Annotated in this window: 22 protein-coding genes; 10 read left to right on the forward strand and 12 right to left on the reverse strand. The window is 71.6% G+C overall.

Annotated features, from left to right (window positions below):
- Nucleotides 1-18 precede the first annotated feature (18 nt).
- On the forward strand, nucleotides 19-807 hold the full coding sequence (locus OG247_RS19920) for a nucleotidyltransferase family protein (RefSeq protein ID WP_327253528.1): 789 nt from the start codon (nucleotides 19-21) through the stop codon (nucleotides 805-807).
- 122 nt (nucleotides 808-929) lie between these two features.
- On the opposite strand, the gene OG247_RS19925 is transcribed toward OG247_RS19920, so the two are convergent.
- The 6 genes from OG247_RS19925 to OG247_RS19950 form a co-directional block, all read right to left on the reverse strand.
- On the reverse strand, nucleotides 930-2,495 hold the full coding sequence (locus OG247_RS19925) for a DoxX family membrane protein (RefSeq protein WP_327253529.1): 1,566 nt from the start codon (nucleotides 2,493-2,495) through the stop codon (nucleotides 930-932).
- 155 nt (nucleotides 2,496-2,650) lie between these two features.
- On the reverse strand, nucleotides 2,651-3,622 hold the full coding sequence (gene rlmB / locus OG247_RS19930) for a 23S rRNA (guanosine(2251)-2'-O)-methyltransferase RlmB (RefSeq protein WP_327253530.1): 972 nt from the start codon (nucleotides 3,620-3,622) through the stop codon (nucleotides 2,651-2,653).
- A gap of 109 nt (nucleotides 3,623-3,731) precedes the next feature.
- Entirely contained in the window at nucleotides 3,732-5,132 is a 1,401-nt protein-coding gene (gene cysS, locus OG247_RS19935) for a cysteine--tRNA ligase (RefSeq protein WP_327253531.1), read from the reverse strand.
- A gap of 281 nt (nucleotides 5,133-5,413) precedes the next feature.
- A complete protein-coding gene (ispF, locus tag OG247_RS19940) occupies nucleotides 5,414-5,959 on the reverse strand; it encodes a 2-C-methyl-D-erythritol 2,4-cyclodiphosphate synthase (protein ID WP_327253532.1) in 546 nt (181 codons plus the stop codon).
- Complete coding sequence (ispD, locus tag OG247_RS19945; protein ID WP_327253533.1) at nucleotides 5,949-6,710, reverse strand: 2-C-methyl-D-erythritol 4-phosphate cytidylyltransferase; 762 nt, start codon at nucleotides 6,708-6,710, stop codon at nucleotides 5,949-5,951. The genes ispF and ispD overlap by 11 nt, the downstream gene beginning before the upstream one ends.
- A gap of 248 nt (nucleotides 6,711-6,958) precedes the next feature.
- A complete protein-coding gene (locus OG247_RS19950) occupies nucleotides 6,959-7,441 on the reverse strand; it encodes a CarD family transcriptional regulator (protein WP_003953493.1) in 483 nt (160 codons plus the stop codon).
- Nucleotides 7,442-8,052: 611 nt separating this feature from the next.
- Between OG247_RS19950 and OG247_RS19955 the strand changes: the two genes are divergently transcribed.
- Nucleotides 8,053-8,727, forward strand: coding sequence for a DUF461 domain-containing protein (locus OG247_RS19955; RefSeq protein WP_327253534.1), 675 nt, complete (start codon nucleotides 8,053-8,055; stop codon nucleotides 8,725-8,727).
- A gap of 271 nt (nucleotides 8,728-8,998) precedes the next feature.
- Here OG247_RS19955 and OG247_RS19965 read toward each other — a convergent pair whose 3' ends face one another.
- The gene (locus OG247_RS19965; RefSeq protein ID WP_007265514.1) at nucleotides 8,999-9,679 is read right to left on the reverse strand and encodes a response regulator transcription factor; all 681 of its coding nucleotides are present in this window, start codon (nucleotides 9,677-9,679) and stop codon (nucleotides 8,999-9,001) included.
- Nucleotides 9,676-10,920 (reverse strand): sensor histidine kinase, encoded by a 1,245-nt coding sequence (locus OG247_RS19970; RefSeq protein ID WP_327253535.1) that lies wholly within the window; start codon nucleotides 10,918-10,920, stop codon nucleotides 9,676-9,678. The genes OG247_RS19965 and OG247_RS19970 overlap by 4 nt, the downstream gene beginning before the upstream one ends.
- A gap of 225 nt (nucleotides 10,921-11,145) precedes the next feature.
- On the opposite strand from OG247_RS19970, the gene phoU reads away from it, so the two are divergent.
- From phoU to OG247_RS19990, 4 genes are all read left to right on the forward strand, one after another.
- Nucleotides 11,146-11,823 (forward strand): phosphate signaling complex protein PhoU, encoded by a 678-nt coding sequence (gene phoU, locus OG247_RS19975; RefSeq protein ID WP_030858619.1) that lies wholly within the window; start codon nucleotides 11,146-11,148, stop codon nucleotides 11,821-11,823.
- A gap of 118 nt (nucleotides 11,824-11,941) precedes the next feature.
- Complete coding sequence (locus tag OG247_RS19980) at nucleotides 11,942-12,094, forward strand: hypothetical protein (protein ID WP_243339483.1); 153 nt, start codon at nucleotides 11,942-11,944, stop codon at nucleotides 12,092-12,094.
- Between the two features lie 114 nt (nucleotides 12,095-12,208).
- A complete protein-coding gene (locus tag OG247_RS19985; protein WP_327253536.1) occupies nucleotides 12,209-12,541 on the forward strand; it encodes a hypothetical protein in 333 nt (110 codons plus the stop codon).
- A 69-nt stretch (nucleotides 12,542-12,610) separates the two neighbouring features.
- Complete coding sequence (locus tag OG247_RS19990; protein ID WP_327253537.1) at nucleotides 12,611-12,901, forward strand: hypothetical protein; 291 nt, start codon at nucleotides 12,611-12,613, stop codon at nucleotides 12,899-12,901.
- 80 nt (nucleotides 12,902-12,981) lie between these two features.
- On the opposite strand, the gene OG247_RS19995 is transcribed toward OG247_RS19990, so the two are convergent.
- Nucleotides 12,982-14,448, reverse strand: a complete 1,467-nt coding sequence (locus OG247_RS19995) for an FG-GAP and VCBS repeat-containing protein (protein WP_327253538.1) — start codon at nucleotides 14,446-14,448, stop codon at nucleotides 12,982-12,984.
- Between the two features lie 172 nt (nucleotides 14,449-14,620).
- Complete coding sequence (locus tag OG247_RS20000) at nucleotides 14,621-15,382, reverse strand: phosphoglyceromutase (RefSeq protein ID WP_243339478.1); 762 nt, start codon at nucleotides 15,380-15,382, stop codon at nucleotides 14,621-14,623.
- 162 nt (nucleotides 15,383-15,544) lie between these two features.
- Between OG247_RS20000 and OG247_RS20005 the strand changes: the two genes are divergently transcribed.
- Nucleotides 15,545-16,888 carry an MDR family MFS transporter gene (locus tag OG247_RS20005; RefSeq protein WP_327253539.1) on the forward strand — a complete coding sequence of 448 codons (1,344 nt, stop codon included), beginning with the start codon at nucleotides 15,545-15,547 and terminating at the stop codon, nucleotides 16,886-16,888.
- Nucleotides 16,889-16,893: 5 nt separating this feature from the next.
- Here the strand turns inward: OG247_RS20005 and OG247_RS20010 are convergent, their stop codons facing one another.
- Both OG247_RS20010 and mshA read right to left on the reverse strand, forming a co-directional pair.
- A complete protein-coding gene (locus tag OG247_RS20010; RefSeq protein ID WP_327253540.1) occupies nucleotides 16,894-17,442 on the reverse strand; it encodes a YbjN domain-containing protein in 549 nt (182 codons plus the stop codon).
- A complete protein-coding gene (gene mshA / locus OG247_RS20015; protein WP_442813350.1) occupies nucleotides 17,435-18,823 on the reverse strand; it encodes a D-inositol-3-phosphate glycosyltransferase in 1,389 nt (462 codons plus the stop codon). The genes OG247_RS20010 and mshA overlap by 8 nt, the downstream gene beginning before the upstream one ends.
- 163 nt (nucleotides 18,824-18,986) lie before the next feature.
- On the opposite strand from mshA, the gene OG247_RS20020 reads away from it, so the two are divergent.
- The 3 genes from OG247_RS20020 to OG247_RS20030 all read left to right on the forward strand — a co-directional run bounded on the left by OG247_RS20020 (nucleotide 18,987) and on the right by OG247_RS20030 (nucleotide 22,565).
- Nucleotides 18,987-19,796, forward strand: a complete 810-nt coding sequence (locus tag OG247_RS20020) for a class I SAM-dependent methyltransferase (protein WP_327253541.1) — start codon at nucleotides 18,987-18,989, stop codon at nucleotides 19,794-19,796.
- A gap of 215 nt (nucleotides 19,797-20,011) precedes the next feature.
- Complete coding sequence (locus OG247_RS20025) at nucleotides 20,012-21,061, forward strand: C40 family peptidase (protein WP_327253542.1); 1,050 nt, start codon at nucleotides 20,012-20,014, stop codon at nucleotides 21,059-21,061.
- 262 nt (nucleotides 21,062-21,323) lie between these two features.
- Nucleotides 21,324-22,565 carry a PP2C family protein-serine/threonine phosphatase gene (locus tag OG247_RS20030; RefSeq protein WP_327253543.1) on the forward strand — a complete coding sequence of 414 codons (1,242 nt, stop codon included), beginning with the start codon at nucleotides 21,324-21,326 and terminating at the stop codon, nucleotides 22,563-22,565.
- Nucleotides 22,566-22,572: the final 7 nt, after the last annotated feature.

Consider the following 22,572-nt stretch of genomic DNA (forward strand, 5'->3'; position numbering starts at 1 on the left):
GGACACGACGACAACGACATGACCGATTCCGAGCGTTCCGAAAGCTCCGAAGGCTCCGAGCGTTCCGACCGACCCCACGCGGCCGCGTTCCCGGCCTCCCCGACCCAGGCGGTTGTCCTGGCGGGGGGCCAGGGTTCGCGGCTGCGGCCGTACACGGACGACCGCCCCAAGCCGATGGTGGAGATTCCCGGAACGGGGATGCCGATCATCGGGCATCAGCTCGCGTGGCTGGCTTCCGAGGGGGTGACGGACGCCGTGGTCTCCTGCGGGCACCTCGCCGAGGTGCTCCAGCGGTGGCTGGCCGAGGCCGTGTTGCCGCTGCGGGTGACCACGGTCGTGGAGAGCGAGCCGTTGGGCCGGGGCGGCGGTCTGAAGTACGCCGCCCGGCACCTCCCGCATCCCGACCGGTCCTGGTACGCGACCAACGGCGATGTGTGGACCCGCTTCTCGCTGCGCGAGATGGCCGCCTTCCATGCCGAACGCGGTGCCACGGCCACCCTCGCGCTGGCCCGGCCGCGCATTCCGTGGGGGGTGGTGGAGATCAACGAGTACGGGCACGTACTGGACTTCATCGAGGCGCCGCAGTCCCCGTACCCGGTCAATGCCGGCGTGTACGTCTTCGGTCCCGAATTCGCCGCTCTGCTGCCGGATTTGGGCGACCACGAGCGGACCACCTTCCCGCGCCTGGCCCGTGAGCGGCGCCTCGCGGGCTTCCCGCTGCCGCAGGGGGCCTACTGGCGGGCGATCGACACGGCGAAGGACCTCACCGAGGCGGCACGGGAGTTGGCCGCGCAGAACGCCCCGTAGCGCCTCCCCTCGCCTGTACGGGCCCACAGGCGTCCGTACAGGCCCTTCACGGCCCCGCACACGAGGAGGGCCCGGCACGCTCTCGCGTACCGGGCCCTTCGCTTTCGCCTTCGCCGTGCCCGTCAGCCGCCGAGGAGGCCGCCCAGGAGGTCGGGCTGCTTCGGTGCGGTGCTGCCCGTTCCTGCGGTGGAGCCGCCGGTGCGGGTTCCGGTGGAGCTGGCCGGGGGGTTCTGGGGGGTGGACTGGCGGGGGGTGCTGCGCGGGGTCTGGCTGCCGCTGGTGGTGCCGCGGGTCGCGGTGGGCGAGCCGGAGCCGGCCGACGGGGAGGTCGAACCGGTCGCTCCGCGCCCGGTCTTGGCCGCCGGCGAGGAGGCTCCGGCCGAGGGCTTCACGGCCCGCTTCGAAGCCTGACCGGGGCTGGGGCTGACGGGCTGCTGCTGCGGGGAGCGCGGCAGGGGCCGCCCGGGGAGGTAGTTGCTCGGGGCCTCGCCCGGTCCGGGCACGGTGACCACGGTGGTGGAGCGGACGGCGCCGCCGAGGAGGGAGCCGATGAGCAGGGTGAGTCCGCAGATGACGCCGGCCATGATGGCGCCGCGGCGCAGGACCCGGCGGCGCAGCCGCCAGACCTCGGAGCGCGGGCCGAGCGTGCGCCAGGCCTCGCTCGCGAGGCGGCCGTCCAGGGAGTAGACGGGGGCGCCGGCGATGATCAGCGGGCTCCAGGCGGCGAGGTAGATGATGTCGGGGGCGTCGTAGGCGGGGACGGTCTTCCAGCTCACCGTCATGAGCAGGGCGGCGGACAGCAGGGCGCCGAAGCAGGCGGCGAACCGCTGCCACAGGCCGAAGACCGTCAGTACGCCCACGATGACCTGGAGGAAGGCGACGCTGAGACCGGCGCCGACCGGGTGGGCCAGTGCGAAGTCGCGCAGTGGTTCGGCGAGCGCCCAGGGCTGCAGGGTGTGCAGCCAGGTGACCATGGAGCCGCGCTCGCCGCCGTCGAAGTAGACGGGGTCGCACAGCTTGCCCATGCCGGCGTAGATGGAGATGAAGCCGAGGAAGACGCGCAGCGGGAGCAGCACGACGCCGAGGTTCATGCGGCGGCCGGGGTAGTACGAGGCCTGCGCGCGGGCGTCGCCCTGGGCCCGGCGGGAGTCCGCGGATCCGGTGCCTTCGGAGTGGGCGGCGTCGTAGGCCTCGTGCGGGTGGGAGAGGCCCCCCACGACGGGCTGCAGCCGGGTGTCCTCGGCGTCGCCGTAGCTGCGCTGGCCGATGACGGTCGGGGTGGCGAGGGTGTCGTCCGCGAGGTCGTGGGCGAGGTCGATGCGCGGGATGACCTGGGTGGCTCCGCCGTCGTACTCCGCGTGGCCGTCGTGGGCGCGCCCGTGCTCGCGCACGGCCTGGAGCAGGCCGCCCATGGCGGCGCTGGCGGCGGCGTCGCCGGGGGCGGACTTGCCGCTCCAGACGACGGGGCGGCGGCGGGCGGCGCCGGCTCCGGCAGCCGCGAGGGCCCCGCCGAGTGCCGGGGCGAGCCCGGGGGCGCCCGAGGGCCTGGGACGCGCGCTGGGGCTCGGTGCGAGCCGCACGCGGAAGCTGGCGTGGTTGACGATGACCTGTGCGGGGTCGCACGGCACCTTGACCATGCTCAGCGCGGGCTGGTCGTCGAACCCTGGCGTTCTGGTGTCCACACTCATCTAACCGAGTGATGAGTGTTTAGGACACTGCCTTGACATCAGGGATGTGTCCGAGACCCGTCAAATCAAGCCACCCCGCCCGTAAGGGGCGGGGTGGCACGCTCACGGGTCACGTCCGATGAGCCAAGTGGATCAAGCGGCGGCCGCGGTGGGGCTCAGGCGCGGCCGCGGGTGGCGCGGCGGCGGGAGGCCTCGTAGAGGACGACGCCCGCGGCGACACCGGCGTTGAGCGACTCGGCGCCGCCCGGCATCGGGATGCGCACGAGGTAGTCGCAGTTCTCGCCGACGAGGCGGCCGAGGCCCTTGCCCTCGGAGCCGACGACGATGACGACGGGGCCGCCGAGCGCTTCGAGCTCGTGGACCTCGTGGGTGCCTTCGGCGGCGAGGCCGACGACGGTGATGCCGGCCTTCTTGTACTCCTGGATGGCGCGGGTCAGGTTGGTGACCCGGGAGACCGGGGTACGGGCGGCGGTGCCGGCCGAGGACTTCCAGGCACCGGCGGTCATGCCGGCGGCGCGGCGCTCGGGGATGACCACGCCGTGGCCGCCGAAGGCGGAGACGGAGCGGACGATCGCGCCGAGGTTGCGGGGGTCGGTGACGCCGTCGAGGGCGACGATGAGGGGGTCCTCGTGGTTCTCGTACGCGGCGGCGGTGAGGTCCTCCGGGTGCGCGTACTCGTAGGGCGGGACCTGGAGGACCAGGCCCTGGTGGTTGAGGCCGTTGGTCAGCCGGTCGAGCTCGGGGCGCGGGGCTTCCATCAGGTTGATGTTGCCGCGCTCGGCCGCGAGCTGGAGGGCCTCGCGGACGCGCTCGTCGTTGTCGATGAACTGCTGTACGTACAGGGTGACGGCCGGTACGCCGTCGCGCAGCGCCTCGAAGACCGGGTTGCGGCCGACGACCATCTCGCTGGTGCCCTTGGGGCCGCCGCGGCGGGGGGCCGGGCGGCGCTTGGCGGCCTGGCGGGCCATGGCGTTGCTGATGCGGTTGGCCTTGTGCTTCTTGCGGTCCTCGGCCTTGGGCGTGGGGCCCTTGCCTTCCAGGGCCTTGCGCCGCTGGCCACCGCTGCCGACCGTCGCGCCCTTCTTGTTGGACGTGCGGCGGTTCCTGCGCTGGCTGTTCCCGGCCATGACCTCTACCTGATTTCGTTGGTTCTGCGATATGTACGTATGAAGAGTGTGCGGCCCGGGACGCCGGGCAGCCCAATCCGAGTGCTCCAGTGGGACTGCGCCGGTGGGCTCAGCGGGGGCCGAGCGTCCATCGGGGTCCGGTGGGGCTGTCCTCGATGACCAGGCCCGACTGTTGGAGCTGGTCGCGGATGGCGTCGGCGGTGGCCCAGTCCTTGCGGGCGCGAGCGGATTCGCGCTGCTCCAGGACCAGGCGTACGAGGGTGTCCACGGCTCCGTGGAGGTCCTCCCCGCGGTCCGTCTCGCCGGCCCAGTGCGGGTCGAGGGGGTCGAGTCCGAGGACGCCGAGCATGGCCCGTACCTCCGACAGGCGCGCGATGGCCGCGTCCTTGTCGTCGGCGGCGAGCGCGCTGTTGCCCTGGCGGACGGTGGTGTGGATGATCGCGAGCGCCTGCGGGACGCCCAGGTCGTCGTCCATGGCCTCGGCGAAGGCGGGCGGCACCTCGGCGGCGGGCTCGACGGAGCCGCCGGCCTTCTCGATGACGCGCTGGATGAAGCCCTCGATGCGCGCGAAACCGGACTCGGCCTCGCGCAGGGACTCCACGCTGTACTCGATCATCGAGCGGTAGTGCGGGGTGCCGAGGTAGTAGCGCAGCACGATCGGGCGCCAGACCTTGAGCATCTCGGAGACGAGGACGGAGTTGCCCAGCGACTTGGACATCTTCTCGCCGGAGAGGGTGACCCAGGCGTTGTGCATCCAGTACTTCGCGAACTCGTCGCCGTAGGCCTTGGCCTGGACGATCTCGTTCTCGTGGTGCGGGAAGATCAGGTCGAGCCCGCCGCCGTGGATGTCGAAGGCGCTGCCGAGGTACTTGTGCGCCATCGCGGAGCACTCCAGGTGCCAGCCGGGACGGCCGCGGCCCCACGGGGTCTCCCAGTCGGGCTCGCCCGGCTTGGAGGCCTTCCACATGGCGAAGTCGCGCGGATCGCGCTTGCCGGTGATGCCGGACTCGGCGGGCTGGCGCAGGTCGTCGATGTCCTGGTTCGACAGCTCCAGGTAGCCGGGGAAGGAGCGCACGTCGAAGTAGACGCTGCCGTCGGCGACGTAGGCGTGGCCGCGCTCGATGAGCCCGCGCATCATCTCGATCATCTCGGGCACGTGGCCGGTGGCGCGCGGCTCGTACGTGGGCGGCAGGCACCCCAGCGCGTTGTAGCCGTCGTTGAAGGCGCGCTCGTTCTCGTACCCGATGGACCACCAGGGGCGGCCCTGGGCCTCGCCCTTCGCGATGATCTTGTCGTCGATGTCGGTGACGTTGCGGATGAAGGTGACGTCGAGCCCGCGGTAGGTGAACCAGCGGCGCGCGATGTCGAAGTTCAGGTACGAGCGGACGTGCCCGATGTGCGGAGCCGCCTGCACGGTGGCGCCACAGAGGTAGATCGAGACGCAGCCCGGGACGAGCGGGGTGAAGTCACGGATCTGCCGGGCGCTGGTGTCGTACAGGCGAATAGTCACGGCAACCAGGGTAGTGCGCCTGTAGCAGTGCCCCGCGACCCTTTCGGCACGCGGGGCCCGCTTTGTTGTCGAAGTGCCGCGGGAGCGGTGTGGGCGTACGGGGTACAAGGGCCTGTCGTCACACTCCCGTCGTCGCCCGAAGGGCGGCCTCGCGGCGTCTGGTGCGTGCTCTCGGCGTGCCGGGCGGAAGCCCGCGTACTGGACGTACGTGGGCTTTCGCCCGGTGCGGCGAGAGCACGCACCAGACGCCGCGAGGCAGACGGGAGTGTGACGACAGGCCCTTAAGCCCGGTTCGTCCGGTAGACGAGGGCCGTGGCGATGGCGGCGAGGCCTTCGGCGCGGCCGGTGAGGCCCAGTCCGTCGGTGGTGGTGCCGGAGACGGAGACGGGGGCGCCCGCCGCCGCGCCGAGCGCCTTCTGCGCCTCTTCGCGCCGCTTGCCGATCTTCGGGCGTACGCCGATCACCTGGATGGCGATGTTGCCGATCTCGAAGCCTTCGGCGCGGACGATCCGGGCCGCTTCCGCCAGAAGGGTGATTCCGGCGGCGCCGGACCACTCGGGGCGGGAGGTGCCGAAATGTGCGCCGAGGTCGCCGACGCCGGCGGCGGAGAAGAGGGCGTCGCAGGCGGCGTGCGCGGCGACGTCCCCGTCGGAGTGCCCGGCGAGGCCGTCCTCGCCCTCCCAGAGCAGGCCGGCGCACCACAGTTCACGGCCGGTCTCGAAGGCGTGCACGTCGGTGCCGATGCCGACGAGCGGGATCAGCGGGGCCGCGGGGGCGGCGGGGGCCGCGTCGGGGGCCGGGGTGGCGGCGTTGGGGCTAGTAGGCATCGGTGGCCCTCCGGCGGGCGAGTACGGCTTCGGCGAGGACCAGGTCGAGCGGGCGGGTGACCTTGAAGGCCTCTTCGTGGCCGGGGATCACCACGACGGTGACGCCGAGCTGTTCCACCATGCCGGCGTCGTCCGTGGCACCCTCGCCGTCGCCACTGAGTCGGGCCAGCTTCTCGTGCGCGAGGCGGAGCGTGGCGAGGTCGAAGCCCTGCGGGGTCTGTACGGCGCGCAGCCGGGCCCGTACGGGGGTGGCGACGACCGGCTCGGGCTCGCCGGGCCGGCCGGGCTCGACCTCCTTGACGGTGTCGGCCAGCGGCAGGGCGGGGACGACGGCGGGTGCGCCGTCGCGGACGGCCTCGACGACGGAGTCGACGGTGTCCACGGGGACCAGGGGGCGGGCCGCGTCGTGGATGAGGACGGCGGTGATGTCGGCCGGGAGCGCGTCCAGGCCGGCGCGTACGGATTCCTGCCGGGTCTCCCCGCCGGGGACGACCAGGATCTCCGTGCGTTCGGGCAGCGCGTGCTCGTCGAGCAGCCGGCGCACCTCGGTGGTGGCGGTGCCGTCGGGAGGCGCCACGACGACGACGAGGGAGACCGCGCGGGAGCGCGCCATGGCGCGTACGGCGTGGATGAGCATGGGGGTGCCGCCCAGGGTCCGCAGGGCCTTGGGGGCTCCGGGACCGAGCCGGACCCCGCGGCCGGCGGCCGGGATCACCGCGGCGGTGCGGTGGGGGCGCGATTCGTCAGACATCAGTAGCTCCGAGCCAGGTTTGTGACTTCGGCCGACATGGGTATGGCCTGAAGGGTGCCGGGTGCGACGCCTCTCGCCCCTTCCGTGACGACCGGTCGAGTCGGCTGCCCGGACCCGGCACGCCAGTGAGTACAGGCATCAGCGAGTACCGGTATGGGTCCAGACATGCCGCAGCGCCCGGCAACAAGTCTCCTTGTCAGCGGGCACCGCGGCACAACTGTGTACGACAAAGCGTACGAATGATCGCGTCAGGACGCGAGCACTTCGTCGAGGAGGGCCTCGGCCTTGTCCTCGTTGGTGTTCTCGGCGAGCGCGAGCTCGCTCACCAGGATCTGGCGCGCCTTTGCGAGCATGCGCTTCTCACCTGCGGAAAGCCCACGCTCACGCTCACGACGCCACAGGTCACGCACAACTTCGGCGACCTTGATGACATCGCCAGAAGCGAGCTTTTCCAGATTTGCCTTGTAGCGCCGGGACCAGTTCGTCGGCTCTTCGGCGTACGGTGCGCGGAGCACCTCGAAGACCCGGTCCAGCCCGTCCTGGCCGACTACGTCGCGAACGCCTACGAACTCCGCATTGTCCGCAGGAACGCGAACGGTCAGGTCACCCTGGGCGACCTTGAGCACCAAGTAGGTCTTGTCCACGCCTTTGATCTGGCGAGTTTCGATGGCCTCGATCAGCGCGGCCCCGTGATGGGGATAGACCACGGTGTCGCCAACCTTGAACGTCATGTGACAGGTACCCCTTCCGTGGCTATCCAGGGTAACACGAGAATCGACCGTTATGAATGGCGTTTTCGCAGGTCAGGGCCCATCTCAGGGCTTGACAACAGCGACAGGAACGTGCTGCGGGAGCCTTGCGGAAGGGGGTATTCGCAGGTCGGAGGCGCTGTGCGGACCGGGCGAAACGGCCACGTTACACCTGTCCGGGAGCCTCGACGATGTGGCGTACGTCCCGTTTTGACGGTTTCCGGGGCGGGAAACCGAAGTACTCCGTTCGACTGGCGGCCACCCGTACGGCGTCCGTTCCGGCCCAATCCGGAATTGATCACCGGCGGTGTTCGATGAAATCCGGAAATTGATCACCGGAGCCGCGCCGGCCTTTGCGGGCGGGCCTTTTGCGAATGGAAGATCACCCGGACCCGCCGGGGCGGTGACGGAACGCGCCGGTGCGGGGGCGGGACCCCCCGCAGGGCCCGGCCCCACGCTGCGGAGGGTCGGGTGCGGGGGCGGGGCGGCGGCTCGGTAACCTAAGCGCGCTGACACATCCTTAGAGCGGCTTTACTTCGCCGCTCCGAGGCGTCCACCCTTCCGTTCCGTACGTCCAAGGAGTTGCCTCCCCCGTGAGCCGCAGCCTTCGACGCGGCGCCCTCGCCGCCACCGCCGTCGTGTTCTCGATCGTCTCGCTGGGCGCCTGCGCCGCGGGCCACGACGCTCCGACTCTCCAGGTCAAGCCCGACAATGCCGCCGTCACCAAGGGCGACATCAAGGTCCAGAACGCTCTGGTGATCACCCAGGAGAAGGACAAGAAGGGCCCGGCCGCAGTCTCCGCGACGGTGTTCAACAACGGCACCAAGGAGCAGACGCTCGAGGGCATCACCCTTCCGGGCGGCAAGGCCGTCGTGACGCTGAAGCCCGCGGGCAGCGGCTCCAAGATCGTCATCCCGGCCGGCGGCTCCGTCCTCCTGGGCGGCAAGGGCAACGCCTCCGCCGTGATCGTCGGCGGGGACTCCATCGTGGACGGCAACGTCCAGAAGATCGCCTTCCAGCTGAGCACCACGGGTGACGTCGAGCTCGACGCCTTCGTCGTCCCGGCCACCGGCATCTACGAGGGCTACGGCCCGACCGCCGCGGCGGCCGTCCCGGGCGCCACCCCGTCCGGAAGCCCCTCGGGCTCTCCCTCCGGTTCCCCGTCGGGCTCGCCGTCGGGCTCGCCGTCGCCGTCCGGGTCCCCCTCGGGCTCGCCCGCGAGCAGCCCGTCCGGGTCCCCCTCCGGATCCGCGTCCGCCGGTCACTGAGGCGCGAAGCACCGTACTCAACGGGAACGGCCCCCGTCCGCTCGATGCGGACGGGGGCCGTTCCCGTGTTCCGGGCCGGGCCGGGCCGGTTTACGGCTCGAACTTGTAGCCGAGGCCGCGGACCGTGACCAGGTAGCGCGGGGCGCCCGGGTCCGGCTCGAGCCCCTCCCACACGCGCCCCTCGCACCGCTCGGCCCCATGGGGCCTCCCGGGCTTCGGGACGCTGCGCCGGCCTCCGACCGGCGACGGGGACGGGCCCGCCGTCTCCGGTTTACGGCTCGAACTTGTAGCCGAGGCCGCGGACCGTGACCAGGTAGCGCGGGGCGCCCGGGTCCGGCTCGATCTTGGCTCGCAGGCGCTTCACGTGGACGTCGAGGGTCTTGGTGTCGCCGACGTAGTCGGCGCCCCAGACGCGGTCGATGAGCTGCATGCGGGTCAGTACGCGGCCCGCGTTGCGCAGCAACATCTCCAGCAGGTCGAACTCCTTCAGCGGGAGGTCCACCTTGGCTCCGGCGACGGTGACCACGTGGCGGTCGACGTCCATCCGTACGGGGCCTGCCTCCAGCGCGGCCGGGGTGACCTCTTCCGGCTCGCCGCGGCGGCGCAGGACCGCGCGGATGCGGGCGACCAGCTCCCGCGAGGAGAAGGGCTTCGTGACGTAGTCGTCGGCTCCTATCTCCAGCCCGACGACCTTGTCGATCTCGCTGTCCTTGGCCGTGACCATGATCACGGGGACGTTGGAGCGGCCGCGGAGCTGCCGGCAGACCTCCGTGCCGGGCAGGCCGGGGAGCATCAGGTCGAGGAGGACGAGGTCGGCGCCGTTGCGCTCGAACTCGTCGAGCCCGTCGGGCCCGGTCGCGGCGATCGCGACCTCGAAGCCCTCCTTGCGGAGCATGTAGGACAGGGCGTCGCTGAAGGATTCCTCATCCTCGACGACTAGCACTCGGGTCACGGAAGGACCTCCGGGGCAGGGATGGCTGGTGCGGTGTGAGGTTCGAGCAGGGTGTTGGCGGGTGCGGAGGCCGTCGCCGGGACCGGCGCGGCCGCTTCGGGGAGTCGCAGGGTGAACGTGGAACCCTGACCCTCCGAGCTCCATACCGACACCTCCCCGCCGTGCGAAGCCGCTACGTGCTTCACGATCGCAAGGCCCAGGCCGGTTCCTCCCGTGGCGCGGGAGCGGGCCGGGTCCACACGGTAGAAGCGTTCGAAGATGCGCTCGCGGTCCTTTTCCGGGATGCCGATGCCCTGGTCGGTCACGGCTATCTCGATCAAGTCTCCACCCGGCGCGGTGACCCGGCGCGCGGCGATGCCGACGCGGGTGCGGGCGGGGCTGTAGTTGACGGCGTTCTCGACCAGGTTTCCGAGGGCGGCCGCGAGCTGCCCCCGGTTACCCCATACCCGCAGGTCGGCGGTGCCGCCGGCGGCCATGGTGATCTGTTTCGCGGAGGCCGTGTGGCGGCAGCGGTCTATGGCCTCGGCCACGAGCGTGTCCACCCGCATCGGCTCCGCGTCCTCCAGGGGGTCGTCGTTCTGTACCCGGGAGAGGTCGATGAGTTCTTGTACGAGGTTGATCAGGCGGGTGGCCTCGATCTGCATGCGGCCGGCGAAGCGGTGCACCGCCTCGGGGTCGTCCGAGGCGTCCATGACGGCCTCGGACAGCAGGGAGATCGCGCCGACCGGGGTCTTGAGCTCGTGCGACACGTTCGCGACGAAGTCGCGGCGTACGGCCTCGATGCGGCGGGCCTCGGTGAGGTCCTCCACGAGGAGGAGCACCAGGCGGGAGCCGAGCGGGGCGACACGCGCCGAGACGGCGAGCGCCTCGCCGCGGCCGGTGCCGCGCCGGGGCAGGTCGAGCTCGACCTGGCGTATCTCCCCGTCGCGCCGGGTGTCACGGGCCATGTGGAGCATGGGCTCGACGGCCAGTTTGCCGCCGCGGACCAGGCCGAGGGCATATGCCGCCGAGCTGGCCTTGACCACCGCGTCCCCCTCGTCGAGCACGACGGCGGAGGATCGGAGTACGGAGAGGACGGTGTCCACCCCCGGTGGGAGCACCGCGTTGATGTCGGGGCGCATGGAGCTCCGGGTGGGGCGGGCTTGGTCGCGCTCGCTCCAGCGGAACGCCAGCATCGCGATCACACCGGTGCAAAGACCGGCTATCGCTGCAGCTGCGGCGACCGCCGCGTTCACGTCCATGACTCCAGGTTAAGCAGGCCAGGGGACACTTCCACAGCCGTTCGGGTGGCACCTCGAACAGTCGTCGCCCAGAGTTCACCCTGACGACCGTGCTGATTCACTTGGGATGCCGGAGTCGGTCGCGTTCGAGGTTCACCGTGGCAACGTGGGGCCGATGGCCGCACCGGCCCGCTCCCCGGGCAGTACTTGCAGTAGGCAGTAGTAGGTCGAGAGAGGGACACGAGAATGCGTGACGCGTACCACGAGGAACTGGACTCGATCGGTGAAGGCCTGGTCGAAATGGCCCGGCTGGTCGGCTCCGCCATCGGGCGGGCCACGACCTCCATGCTCGACGCCGACCTGAAGCTCGCCGAGAGCGTCATCGCCGCCGACCAGAAGGTGGACGACCTCCAGCACGACCTGGAGGCCCGCGCGATTGCGCTGCTCGCGCGCCAGCAGCCGGTCGCCACCGACCTGCGCATCGTCGTCACCTCGCTGCGCATGAGCGCCGACCTGGAGCGCTCCGGCGACCTGGCGCAGCACGTGGCCAAGCTCGCGCGGCTGCGCTTCCCGGACACGGCGGTCCCGCGCGACCTGCACGCGACCATCCTGGAGATGGGGCAGCTCGCGCAGCGGCTGATGGCGAAGGCCGCCGAGGTCATCATCACCAAGGACGTCGACCTGGCGCTCCAGCTGGAGCAGGACGACGACGAGATGGACCAGCTGCACCGCACGCTGTTCCAGCACCTGATGGACGACCGCTGGAAGCACGGCATCGAGACGGCCGTCGACGTGACCCTGCTGGGCCGCTACTACGAGCGCTTCGCGGACCACGCGGTGTCGGTCGCCAAGCGCGTGGTCTACCTGGTGACGGGTGAGCACGCGGACGAGCTCCAGGCCCCCACGCAGGTCGAGGGCGTCTGAGCCGGAGGCCCGGGACCGCCGGGGGCTCGATCAACAACGAGCCCCCAATGCGCCGTTGACGCGGGGGCCGGGCTGGGCATGAATGAGGGCGAAGGCACAACGCCTACGAGGAGGATCCATGCCCGATTCCCCCGTCCCCATCACCCCGGAGCAGGAAGCGCAGCCCCCCGAGGGCCTGCGCCTGCGCTTGCCCCTGCTCGCGGCCTGCGGCTGCGGCTCGGGCTGCGGCTGCGGCTGCCAGTCCGGTGCCCCCTGCCAGTGCGGCGGCTGAGGCCGCCCGCCCGGCCACCCGTACGCGAAGGGCCCCGTCCGACTTCCCGTCGGCCGGGGCCCTTCGCATCGGTCCCATCCAGTCGGTCCCATCGAAGAGGAGGCGGAGACGGCCATGCGCCACGGCCACCCCAGCCAGGAGCAGTTGCGGCGCAACTTCGAGAGTGTGCTGACGAACGTGTTGTCGGGGCGCGGCGTCCGCACCGAGACGGGGCTCGACACCCCGACCGAGAACGCCCTGTGGGCGATCGGCCGTGCCTTCCCCGAAGCCCCGGACGCACTGGTGGCCGCGGCGTACCGCGCCTTCGCGGGCCAGATCGACGGCAGCAACGCGGCCGCCTTGCGCGCGGAGATGGACCGCGGAATCGCCGAGCGCCAGGCACGTCCCCGCCGGCCGGCTGCGTCCGAATGCCCGCTCCGAAATGCCCGGCCCTCCCGGCCTGCTTAGCGTCGTCATGCCGTGCCGCACAGCCCGCGGCACCCGAGGTGACTGGGAGAAACCGCCGTGGCGATCGCGATGAACCTTTCATGGTCCGAGCTCACACCCGCGTTGTACGACGCCGCCCGCGCCCGAGTGGGCTGGGAGGAGAACGTTCCGGACGGGCTGGTGCTGCACGCCTGCTGGTTCGCCGACGACGGTTTCCACGCGCTCGACATCTGGGAGTCGGAGGACCACTTCACCCGCTTCATCGCCGACCGGATCATCCCCGTGCTCAAGGGTGAGCTGGGCGCCCAGGGCGACCCCCAGGTGGCCATCTCCCCCCTGCACAGGCGCTTCGTCGTCCCCGGCGTGACCGGTGGCGCCTGAGCCAGCGGCGAAACAGCCCCCCATCCGCCGAGGACCGGCAGGTGGGGGGCTGTTTCGTGCTTCGGGTTGCTTCCGGCCGGTCAGCGGGCGAGTACGCCGAACAGGAGGCCGTTGCCGATCTGCGCGTCGGTCGGCGGGTTGACGACGCGGGTGGGCGAGGTGCCGGCGACCTTGCCGTCCTTCGTGCCGACGGACCAGACCTGCGGGACGGTCGCCGCGACCGCGAAGGTGATCTCGGGCTGCTTGTCGTTGTTCAGGTCGGTGACCTTGAGCAGCGTGGGGATGCGGTACGTGCCCGCGGGCGTGGGCAGGCCCGGCGCGTTGTGGGCGTACCAGGAGGCCCCGATGCCGGTGACGCCCTTGGCCGTGCCCTTGAGCACGTAGAAGCCGCCGCCGCTGATGTAGCAGTGCTCGCAGGTGGACTTCCGCTCGCCCAGGGCGCCGATGATCAGCTCGGGGTTGCCGTCCTGGTTGAGGTCGGCCGCGGCGACGGAGTTGCCGAAGTAGTCGCCCGCCTCCACACCGCCCGGGATGCCGTCGCTGTCCTCGTTGAACGTCTGGACGCCGCGGCTGTCGTCCACGCCGTTGACGGAACCGAAGTTGATCCGGACCAGCCCCGCGGCGCGGTCGGTGTCGTTCTGGATCGCCGAGTCGCCCACGGCGATGTCGCCGTAGCCGTCCTTGTCGAAGTCGGCGATGGCGACGCTGCCGCCGCCGCGGATGGTGACCGGGGTGAAGCGCGGTCCGGAGGTCCCGCCGAGGAGCACCCGGCCCCGCATCGCGTCGCCCATGCCGAAATTGCTCCGCTCGCCGAGGACGACGAGGTCGTCGATGGCGCCCTTGTTGATCCGGCCCACGGCGATCCGGTTCTGCGCGTCCTGCGGCCCGAAGACGGGGTAGTCGCGGCCGAGCTCGATCTTCTTCGTGGAGAGGGGCGAACCGTCCGCCTTGAAGGGGCCGCGGAACAGCCAGAGCGAGGTGGAGTAGCCGACGACGAGGTCGGTCCTGCCGTCGCCGGTGAAGTCACCGGACTTCAGGACGACGCCGTAGCCGGGCCGCTTCTGCGGGTCGGCCATCGCGGTGGCGCCCTTGAGACCCGTGGCGCTGCCCCAGATGAGGGTGACCTGGTCGTCCCGCGTGCCCACGGCGAGGTCCGCGTAGCCGTCGCCGTTGAAGTCGCCGTTGGTGAGGACGGCCCCGAACTGCCGGCTCGCCTTCGCGTCACCCGGGATGCCGGGGCTGTTCTGGGTGATGACCTTCAGGCCGGTCTTCTGGGCGCCGTACTTGCCGCCGTAGGAGACGGTCACGTAGCCCGCGGCGTACACCGAGGTGGTGGCCCCGTCCGTGCCCTTGACGTTCACGGAGGCGTCCGGGGCGCCGATCGCCAGGTCGTGGTACCCGTCGCCGTTGAAGTCGTCGGCGTACCGGGTGGCCGCGGGCCCGGCGGTGGCCGCCTCGGCCGGGGTGCCGGTGGAGGCCAGCAGGCCTCCGGTGAGCGTGGTGAGCGTCGCGATGATCGCGATGGCGTGATGGATGTGGCGCCTCACGGCCGGTTCCCCCAAGAAACTCGATCGAATGTCCGCCCCTAAGACCGCTGTTGGGCCGGAACGGTTGTACGAGTTCCCACACCGGTTCGCGCCCGGGACCCCAGCGGGCCCGGGACGGACGAATGCCCCCGATCCGCGCGGTACGCACAGGTCGGGGGCATGATCGTTTTTGTTACTTCTTCTTGCCCTGGTTCTTGACGGCCTCGATGGCGGCCGCCGCGGCGTCCGGGTCGAGGTAGGTGCCGCCCGGGTTGAGGGGCTTGAAGTCGGCGTCCAGCTCGTAGGAGAGCGGGATGCCGGTCGGGATGTTCAGGCCCGCGATGTCGGCGTCGGAGACCCCGTCGAGGTGCTTGACCAGCGCGCGCAGGGAGTTGCCGTGCGCGGCGACCAGGACGGTGTGGCCGTCCAGCAGGTCCGGGACGATCGAGTCGTACCAGTACGGGAGCATGCGGACGACGACGTCCTTGAGGCACTCGGTGCGGGGGCGCAGCTCCGGCGGGATGGAGGCGTAGCGCGGGTCCCCGGACTGCGAGAACTCCGTACCGTCTTCGAGCGCCGGCGGCGGGGTGTCGTACGAGCGGCGCCACAGCATGAACTGCTCCTCGCCGAACTCGGCGAGGGTCTGGGCCTTGTCCTTGCCCTGGAGGGCGCCGTAGTGGCGCTCGTTCAGGCGCCAGGAGCGGTGGACCGGGATCCAGTGGCGGTCGGCGGCCTCCAGCGCGAGCTGGGAGGTGCGGATCGCACGCTTCTGGAGGGACGTGTGGACCACGTCGGGGAGAAGTCCGGCGTCCTTCAGGAGTTCGCCACCGCGGACTGCCTCCTTCTCGCCCTTCTCGTTGAGATTGACGTCCACCCAGCCGGTGAACAGGTTCTTCGCGTTCCATTCGCTCTCGCCGTGGCGGAGGAGGATCAGCTTGTACGGTGCGTCGGCCATGCGTACGAGCCTAATGGACGCACCCGCCCGCCCGCGCGCGGTGTGTACGGCATGTGGGACGGTCCCCGATTGACGGCAGACGTCAATCGAGTGGCTCTGGAGGGCCGCTATATGTAGGTTCCGAAGGAGCAGAGGGACGCTTACATCTCGGGGGGATTCCGTATGTCCGTTGCCAGTGTGAGACGGGCCGCCCGCGAGAGCGTGGCGGGTCTGCCCCGGGAGTTCTGGTGGCTCTGGACGAGCACGCTGGTCAACAGGCTCGGGGCCTTCGTCGCCACGTTCATGACCTTGTACCTGACCCTGGAGCGGGGCTATTCGGCCTCCTTCGTGGGACTTGTGGTGGCCCTGCACGGGCTCGGCGGCGTGGTGTCCTCGCTCGTCGCCGGGGTCCTCACGGACCGGCTGGGCCGGCGGCCCACGCTGATGGCGGCGCAGACGTCGACCGCGTTCTCGGTGGCGCTGCTCGGGTTCATGGAGCACCCGGCGGCGATCGCCGCGGTGGCGCTGCTGGTCGGCATGACCTCCAACGCCTCGCGGCCGGCGGTGCAGGCGATGATGGCGGACATCGTCCGCCCGGAGGACCGGGTACGGGCCTTCGCGCTGAACTACTGGGCCATCAACCTGGGCTTCGCCGTCAGCTCGACCGTGGCGGGCTTCGTAGCGGAGTACAGCTACCTGGCCGGGTTCCTCGGCGAGGCGGCCCTGACGCTGGTCTGCGCGGTGCTCGTCTACCTCAAGCTGCCGGAGTCCCGGCCGGAGAAGACGGCGGCGGAGAAGGCGGCCGCCGAGCCGGAGATCGGCATGGGGACCGTGCTGCGGGACGGGCGGTTCATGGGTGTGGTCGGGCTGTCGTTCCTGATCTCGCTGATCTTCATGCAGGGCTCGTTCGGGCTGCCGCTCGCGATGGGCGCGGCCGGGTTCTCCACCGTCGACTACGGGCTGGTCGCCGCCGTGAACGGCGTGCTGATCGTGGTGCTGCAGATCCCGGTCACCCGGTTCATCGAGCACCGCGATCCGCAGAAGCTGCTGGTGATCTCGGCGCTGCTGGCCGGGTACGGATTCGGGCTGACGGCCTTCGGCGGCTCGGTGTGGAGCCTCGCGCTGACCGTCTGCGTGTGGACGCTGGCCGAGATCGTCAACTCGCCGACCCAGATGGGTCTGGTCGCGCGGCTCTCCCCGGTGCACGGGCGCGGCCGCTACCAGGGCATGTACACGATGTCGTGGGCGGTGGCCTCGCTGATCGCCCCGCTGATGGCGGGCTTCGTGATCGAGCACTTCGGCGCGGCCTGGCTGTGGGGCGCGACGGCGGTCCTGGGGACCATCGCCGCGGGGGGCTACTGGGTGCTGATGAGGGGGCTTACCCAGGGCGAAGCCGGCCCGGTGGAAGCGGTCGCGGAAGCGGAGGCGGTCGCGGAGGCAGAGGCGGTCGCGGAGGCGGTCGTGGAGGTCGCCGCCCCGGCGAAGGCGCAGGTGAAGAGGAAGGATCCGGTGGCTCCGGCCGCCTGACCCGCCTACTCCGGCTGCGCCGCCGCCCCCGACGGCTGCGTCAGGTTCTTGAAGGCGTCCAGGTTGCGCGTGGACTCGCCCCGCGAGACCCGCCACTCGTACTCCCGCCGGATGGCGCTCGCGAACCCCAGCTCCAGCAGGGTGTTGAATGCCCCGTCCGCCGCCTCCAGGACCGTGCCGAGGAGCCGGTCCAGATCGTCGGGGGTGATCACCGACAGGGGGAGGCGGGCCGTCAGGTAGACGTCGCCGAGCGCGTCGACCGCGTAGGCCATGCCGTAGAGCTTGAGGTTGCGCTCCAGGAGCCACCGGTGGACGCCGGCCGCGTTCTCGTCCGGGTGGCGGATCACGAAGGCGTTGACCGACAGGGAGTGTTTCCCGGCCTTGAGCGAGCAGGTGGTGCTCAGCTTGCGGGTGCCGGGGAGCTGGACCACGTACGAGCCCGGCTCCGGGCTCTCCCAGCTCAGTTCCGCGCCGGTCAGCGTCGCTTCGATGATCGCGGCGGTGCCGGTGCCGTCCGTGCCGTCGGCGCCGTCGGTGAGGTGAGCGTCAGCCATGGTGGGAGCGTACGTGACGGCGGTGATCGTGCATCGCCCCTGTGTACACGTCGGCCGTGCCGCTCGCGGCGGTGTCCCAGCCGAAGAACTGCGCGTGCCGCGCGGCCGCCTCGCCCATCCGGCCCGACAGTCCCGGCTCGTCCACGAAGCGCCGTAGCTCGCGGGCGTAGTCCACCGGATCGTGGCCGGGTACGAGGATCCCCGTGACCCCGTCGTTGACGGCGACCGGGAGCCCGCCGACGGCCGCGGCCAGCACCGGCGTGCCGGTGGCCTGCGCCTCTATCGCGACCAGCCCGAAGGACTCGCTGTACGAGGGCATGACCAGTACGGACGCCGCCCGGAACCAGTCCGCGAGCGCGTCCTGCGCCACCGGCGGGTGGAAGTGCACGAGGTCCGCGATGCCGAGCTTCGCGGCCAGCTTCTGCAGCCCCTCCGGCTTCGCGAGCCCGCTGCCGCTCGGCCCGCCGACGACGGGCACGAACAGGCGGGTGCGCAGCGCCGGCTCGCGGTCCACCAGTTCCGCGACGGCCCTCAGCAGGATGTCGGGGGCCTTGAGCGGCTGGATGCGGCCCGCGAAGAGCGGGATGACGGCGTCCTGCGGCAGTCCGAGGCGGGCGCGGGCGGCGGCGCGGCCGTCGGCGACGGTGAAGCGCTCGAGGTTCACGCCGGGGTGGACGACGGCGACCTTGCCGGGGTCGGCCGCGTAGTGGCGGACGAGCTCGTCGGCTTCCTCGGCGGTGTTCGCGATGAGCCGGTCTGCGGCGTCGACGATCTGCGTCTCGCCGATGACGCGGGCGGCGGGCTCGGGGGTGTCGCCCTCGGCGAGCGCCGCGTTCTTGACCTTGGCCATGGTGTGCATGGCGTGCACGAGCGGGACGCCCCAGCGCTCGGCGGCGAGCCAGCCGACGTGACCGGAGAGCCAGTAGTGGGAGTGGACCAGGTCGTAGTAGCCGGGGCGGTGGCCGGCCCACGCCTGCATGACGCCGTGGGTGAAGGCGCACAGCTGGGCCGGCAGCTCCTCCTTGGCGAGGCCCTCGTACGGGCCGGCGTCCACGTGCCGTACGAGGACTCCGGGCGCGAGCTCGACCACGGGCGGCAGGCCGCCGGTGGTGGCACGGGTGAAGATCTCGACCTCGATGTTGATCGCGGCGAGGCGCCGGGCCAGCTCGACGATGTAGACGTTCATGCCTCCGGCGTCGCCGGTACCGGGCTGGTGCAGCGGTGAGGTGTGCACGCTGAGCATGGCGACGCGCCGCGGCTTGCGGTGACCGCCGACGCCGGCGGGCAGGCGCAGGCGGGGCGGCTCGTGGCGGGTGCCGGAACGGGCCGCGGCGAAGCGGCCGCCGATGCTGCCGCCGATGCGGGACACGTACTGGCTCAAGGGAGCAGTTCCTCTCGCTCGGACGGCATGACACGGAGAGCGCTGTCGGCGCTCTTCTAGGAGTGCAACCCGGACGGCCGTCCCCCGCATTCCGGGACGGGCCGATTTCCTGCTGCCGCGCCGGATTTTTATCGCGCGGGAACGCTCCGCTTACTCTCTGCACATGGCCTCCCGCTCCACCCCTCCCCCTCGTCGCCCCGTCGGCACGGTGACCCGCGGGACGACGAACCCGAACCGCCTGCGCCGCATGGACCGCTGGATCGCGGCAACGCACGGAGCGGCGCTGCGGCGCGCGGACGACCCCGTCGCGGTGGACCTCGGCTACGGGGCCGCGCCCTGGACCGCGGTGGAACTGCTGGCGCGGCTGCGGGAGGCGGCCCCGCGGGTGCGGGTGGTCGGCATCGAGATCGATCCGGCGCGGGTCGCGGGCGCCAAGCCGTACGAGCGGGAGGGCCTGAGCTTTAGGCACGGCGGCTTCGAGGTGCCGCTGGAGGGCGGGGTCCGGCCCGCGCTGATCCGGGCGGCGAACGTGCTGCGCCAGTACGACGAGGAGCAGGTCGAGGCGGTGTGGGAGCGGTTGTGTGCCCGGCTCGCTCCCGACGGGCTGCTGGTGGAGGGGACCTGCGACGAGATCGGACGGCGCCACGTCTGGGTCGCGCTGGGGCCCGAAGGGGCGCGCACGGTGACCTTCGCGACCCGGCTGGGCTCCCTGGAGCGCCCCTCGGACCTGGCGGAGCGGCTGCCGAAGGCGTTGATCCACCGCAACGTGCCGGGCGAGCCGGTGCACGCGTTCCTGCGCGACTTCGACCGGGCGTGGGCGGCGGCGGCTCCGTACGCCTCCTACGGGGCGCGGCAGCGCTGGATCCGGACGGCGCGGGCGCTGGCCGGGGACTGGCCGCTGGCGGACGGGCCGGTGCGGTGGCGTCAGGGGGAACTGACGGTGCGGTGGGAAGCGTTGAGGCCTTCGGGGTGACGTCCTCGAGGTGATGTCCTCGGGGTGACGGTGGCCGCGGGGGCCAGGGGGGCCGCGGGAGCCAGGGGGGCCGCCGGGGGCAGGGGGGCCGCGGGGGCGATCGGGACGCATCGGATGGATATCCACAAGGGTGTTGGAATTCACCGACTCGTGGCACCATCCCGAAGGCAATCACAAGTTACTGACGATTAGTCAATCCTGTGTCTGGGGGGACCATGAGGAAACGACGACGGGGTTCGATCGCCCTCACTCTGCTCTGCGCGATGGCGCTGCTGTCCGCGCCCGGCGCGCTGGCCGGTACCGCCTTCGCCGCACCGGAGCCCCAACAGGGCAAGTCCCTGGAGCAGGTCCGCAAGGACATAGAGGGCCTCTACCGCGAGGCGGGCGCCGCCACGGACGCCTTCAACCTCGCGGAGAGCGAGACCAAGACGCAGTCCGACAAGATCGTGGAGATCGCCAACCTGGTCCTCGCGGGCCAGGACCGCATCACCGCCCTGAAGGGCCGCGCGGGCGCCGCCGCCCGCGCCCAGTACCGCTCGGGCGGACTGCCGCCCGGCGCGCAGCTGGCCCTGAGCAACAACCCGACGCAGTTCCTCGACGGCAACGACCGGCTGCGCCAGGGCGAGAAGGCCACCTCGGACCTGCTCTCCGAACTGAACCGCACCCAGAGCGACTTGCAGCAGTACGCGAGGGACGCGAGCGCGCACTGGGAGACCCTGGAAGCCAACCGGGTCAAGCAGGAAGCCGCGAAGAAGCAGGTCGAGGACAAGATCAAGGCGGCGGAGGACCTCGAGAGCAAGCTGGAGGCCGAGCAGAAGGCCCGGCTGCTGGAGCTCGAGGCGGAGGCGCAGCGCAAGGCGCAGACCGACTGGCTGTCCACGGGCGCGATGACCGGATCCGCGGGCGCCGCGGCCACCGACGCGGGCAAGCGGGCCGTGCAGTTCGCGGCCGCCCAGATGGGGAAGCCGTACGTGTGGGGCGCAGAGGGACCCGGTTCGTTCGACTGCTCCGGGCTGACCTCGCAGGCCTGGCTCGCGGCGGGCAAGAGGATCCCGCGCACCTCTCAGGAGCAGCTGCGGCTGCCGAAGGTCGCGGTCAAGGACATGCGGCCGGGCGACCTGATCATCTACTTCGACGACGCGAGCCACGTCGGGATATACGTCGGGGACGGCGCGATGATCCATGCCCCCCGCCCCGGCCGCAACGTCACCATGGCGGGCGCGGGCTCCATGCCGATCAAGGCCGTGGTCAGGCCGGACGCGTAGCGACGACCCGCTCACCGACAGGCAGCGGCGCCGGGCACGGCCCGCCGCCGGCGGCGGTGCGTCTCGGTGGGCGGGATGTCTCGGTGGGCGGGATGTCGTACCCCCGCGCCGTGACGTTGGTCATTCGCCGACGCGGACTTTCCCACCCGATAACGGCATATGCCGGAGCCCCGCGCCGGACCCGCCATTCCGCTTCCCTCGTCCCGCCGCTAGGGTCGCCGGACGAGCGAACCCCCGAGGGGGCGGGAAGGAACCGGAGACGATGCCCGTACCCGTACCGCGGCAGAGGGACATCCCGGGCACCGAGAGCGGACCGGGCGGCATGTCATCGCTCACCCTGCTGGTGATCGAGGACGACCCCGCCGGCGGCCTCACCGTTCCCGAGATCCTCGACGCCGACGGCCACCGCATCCGGCTGCGCAGCGCCCGCAACCTCACGGAGGCGGCCCGGCTGCTCACCCCCGACGTGAACTGCGTCCTGCTCGATCTCGCGCTTCCGCACGGCGGCGCGGGCTCCGGCGACGCCGTCGACCCGTTCGGCGCGCTGCGCGAGGTGCTCCGCATCGCCCCGCGGCACGCCGTCCTCGTGCTCACCTCCGAGGAGGACGCGGAGCGCGCCGCGGAGGCCGTACGCGTGGGGGCCCAGGACTTCCTGTTCCGCGACGAGCTCGACGGGCGGCTGCTCAGCCGCGCCATCCGCTACGCGGTGGAGAGAAAACGGGCGGACATCGCCCAGTACAAGCTCGCAGAATCGAAACTTCGGGCCCAGGAGAACGCCCGCCTGGAGCGCGGGCTGCTCCCGCACCCGCTCCTGGAGGGGTCCGACCTCCGCTTCGCCGCCCGCTACCGCCCCGGCCGCAGCCGCGCGCTCCTCGGCGGGGACTTCTACGACACCGTCCGCACCCCCGACGGCACCGTCCACGCGATGATCGGCGACGTCTGCGGCCACGGCCCCGACGAGGCCGCCCTCGGCGTCGAGCTGCGCATCGCCTGGCGGGCGCTGACCCTGGCCGGCCTGTGCGGCGACGACCTGCTCGCCACCCTCCAGGAGGTCCTGGAAGTCGAGCGCCCCTGCGAGGAGATCTTCGCGACGCTCTGCACGGTGGACATCGCCCCCGACGGCCGGCGCGCGGGCCTGTGCCTGGCGGGCCACCCGGCACCGCTGATCTCCCGGCCGGGCCGCCCCGCGCGACTGCTCCCGTACGAGAACAGCGGCCCGGCGCTCGGCCTGCTGCCGCGGGCCCGCTGGCCGCGCCGCCAGGTGGAGCTGGGCGGCACGTGGAGCCTGATGCTCTACACCGACGGCCTGATCGAGGGCCGGATCGGCCAGGGCAAGGAACGGCTGGGGCAGGACGGCATGGTCGACATGATCAACCGCCATCTGGCCGACGGGCTGAGCGGCGAAGGCCTGCTCGAAGCCTCCGTGACCGAGGCCCGCCGCCTCAACGGCGGGGAGCTGACGGACGACGTCGCCGTCGTCCTCCTCTCCCGCGCCGAGGGCTGAAGCCCCG

Source organism: Streptomyces sp. NBC_01244, from assembly GCF_035987325.1.
Lineage (GTDB): Bacteria > Actinomycetota > Actinomycetes > Streptomycetales > Streptomycetaceae > Streptomyces.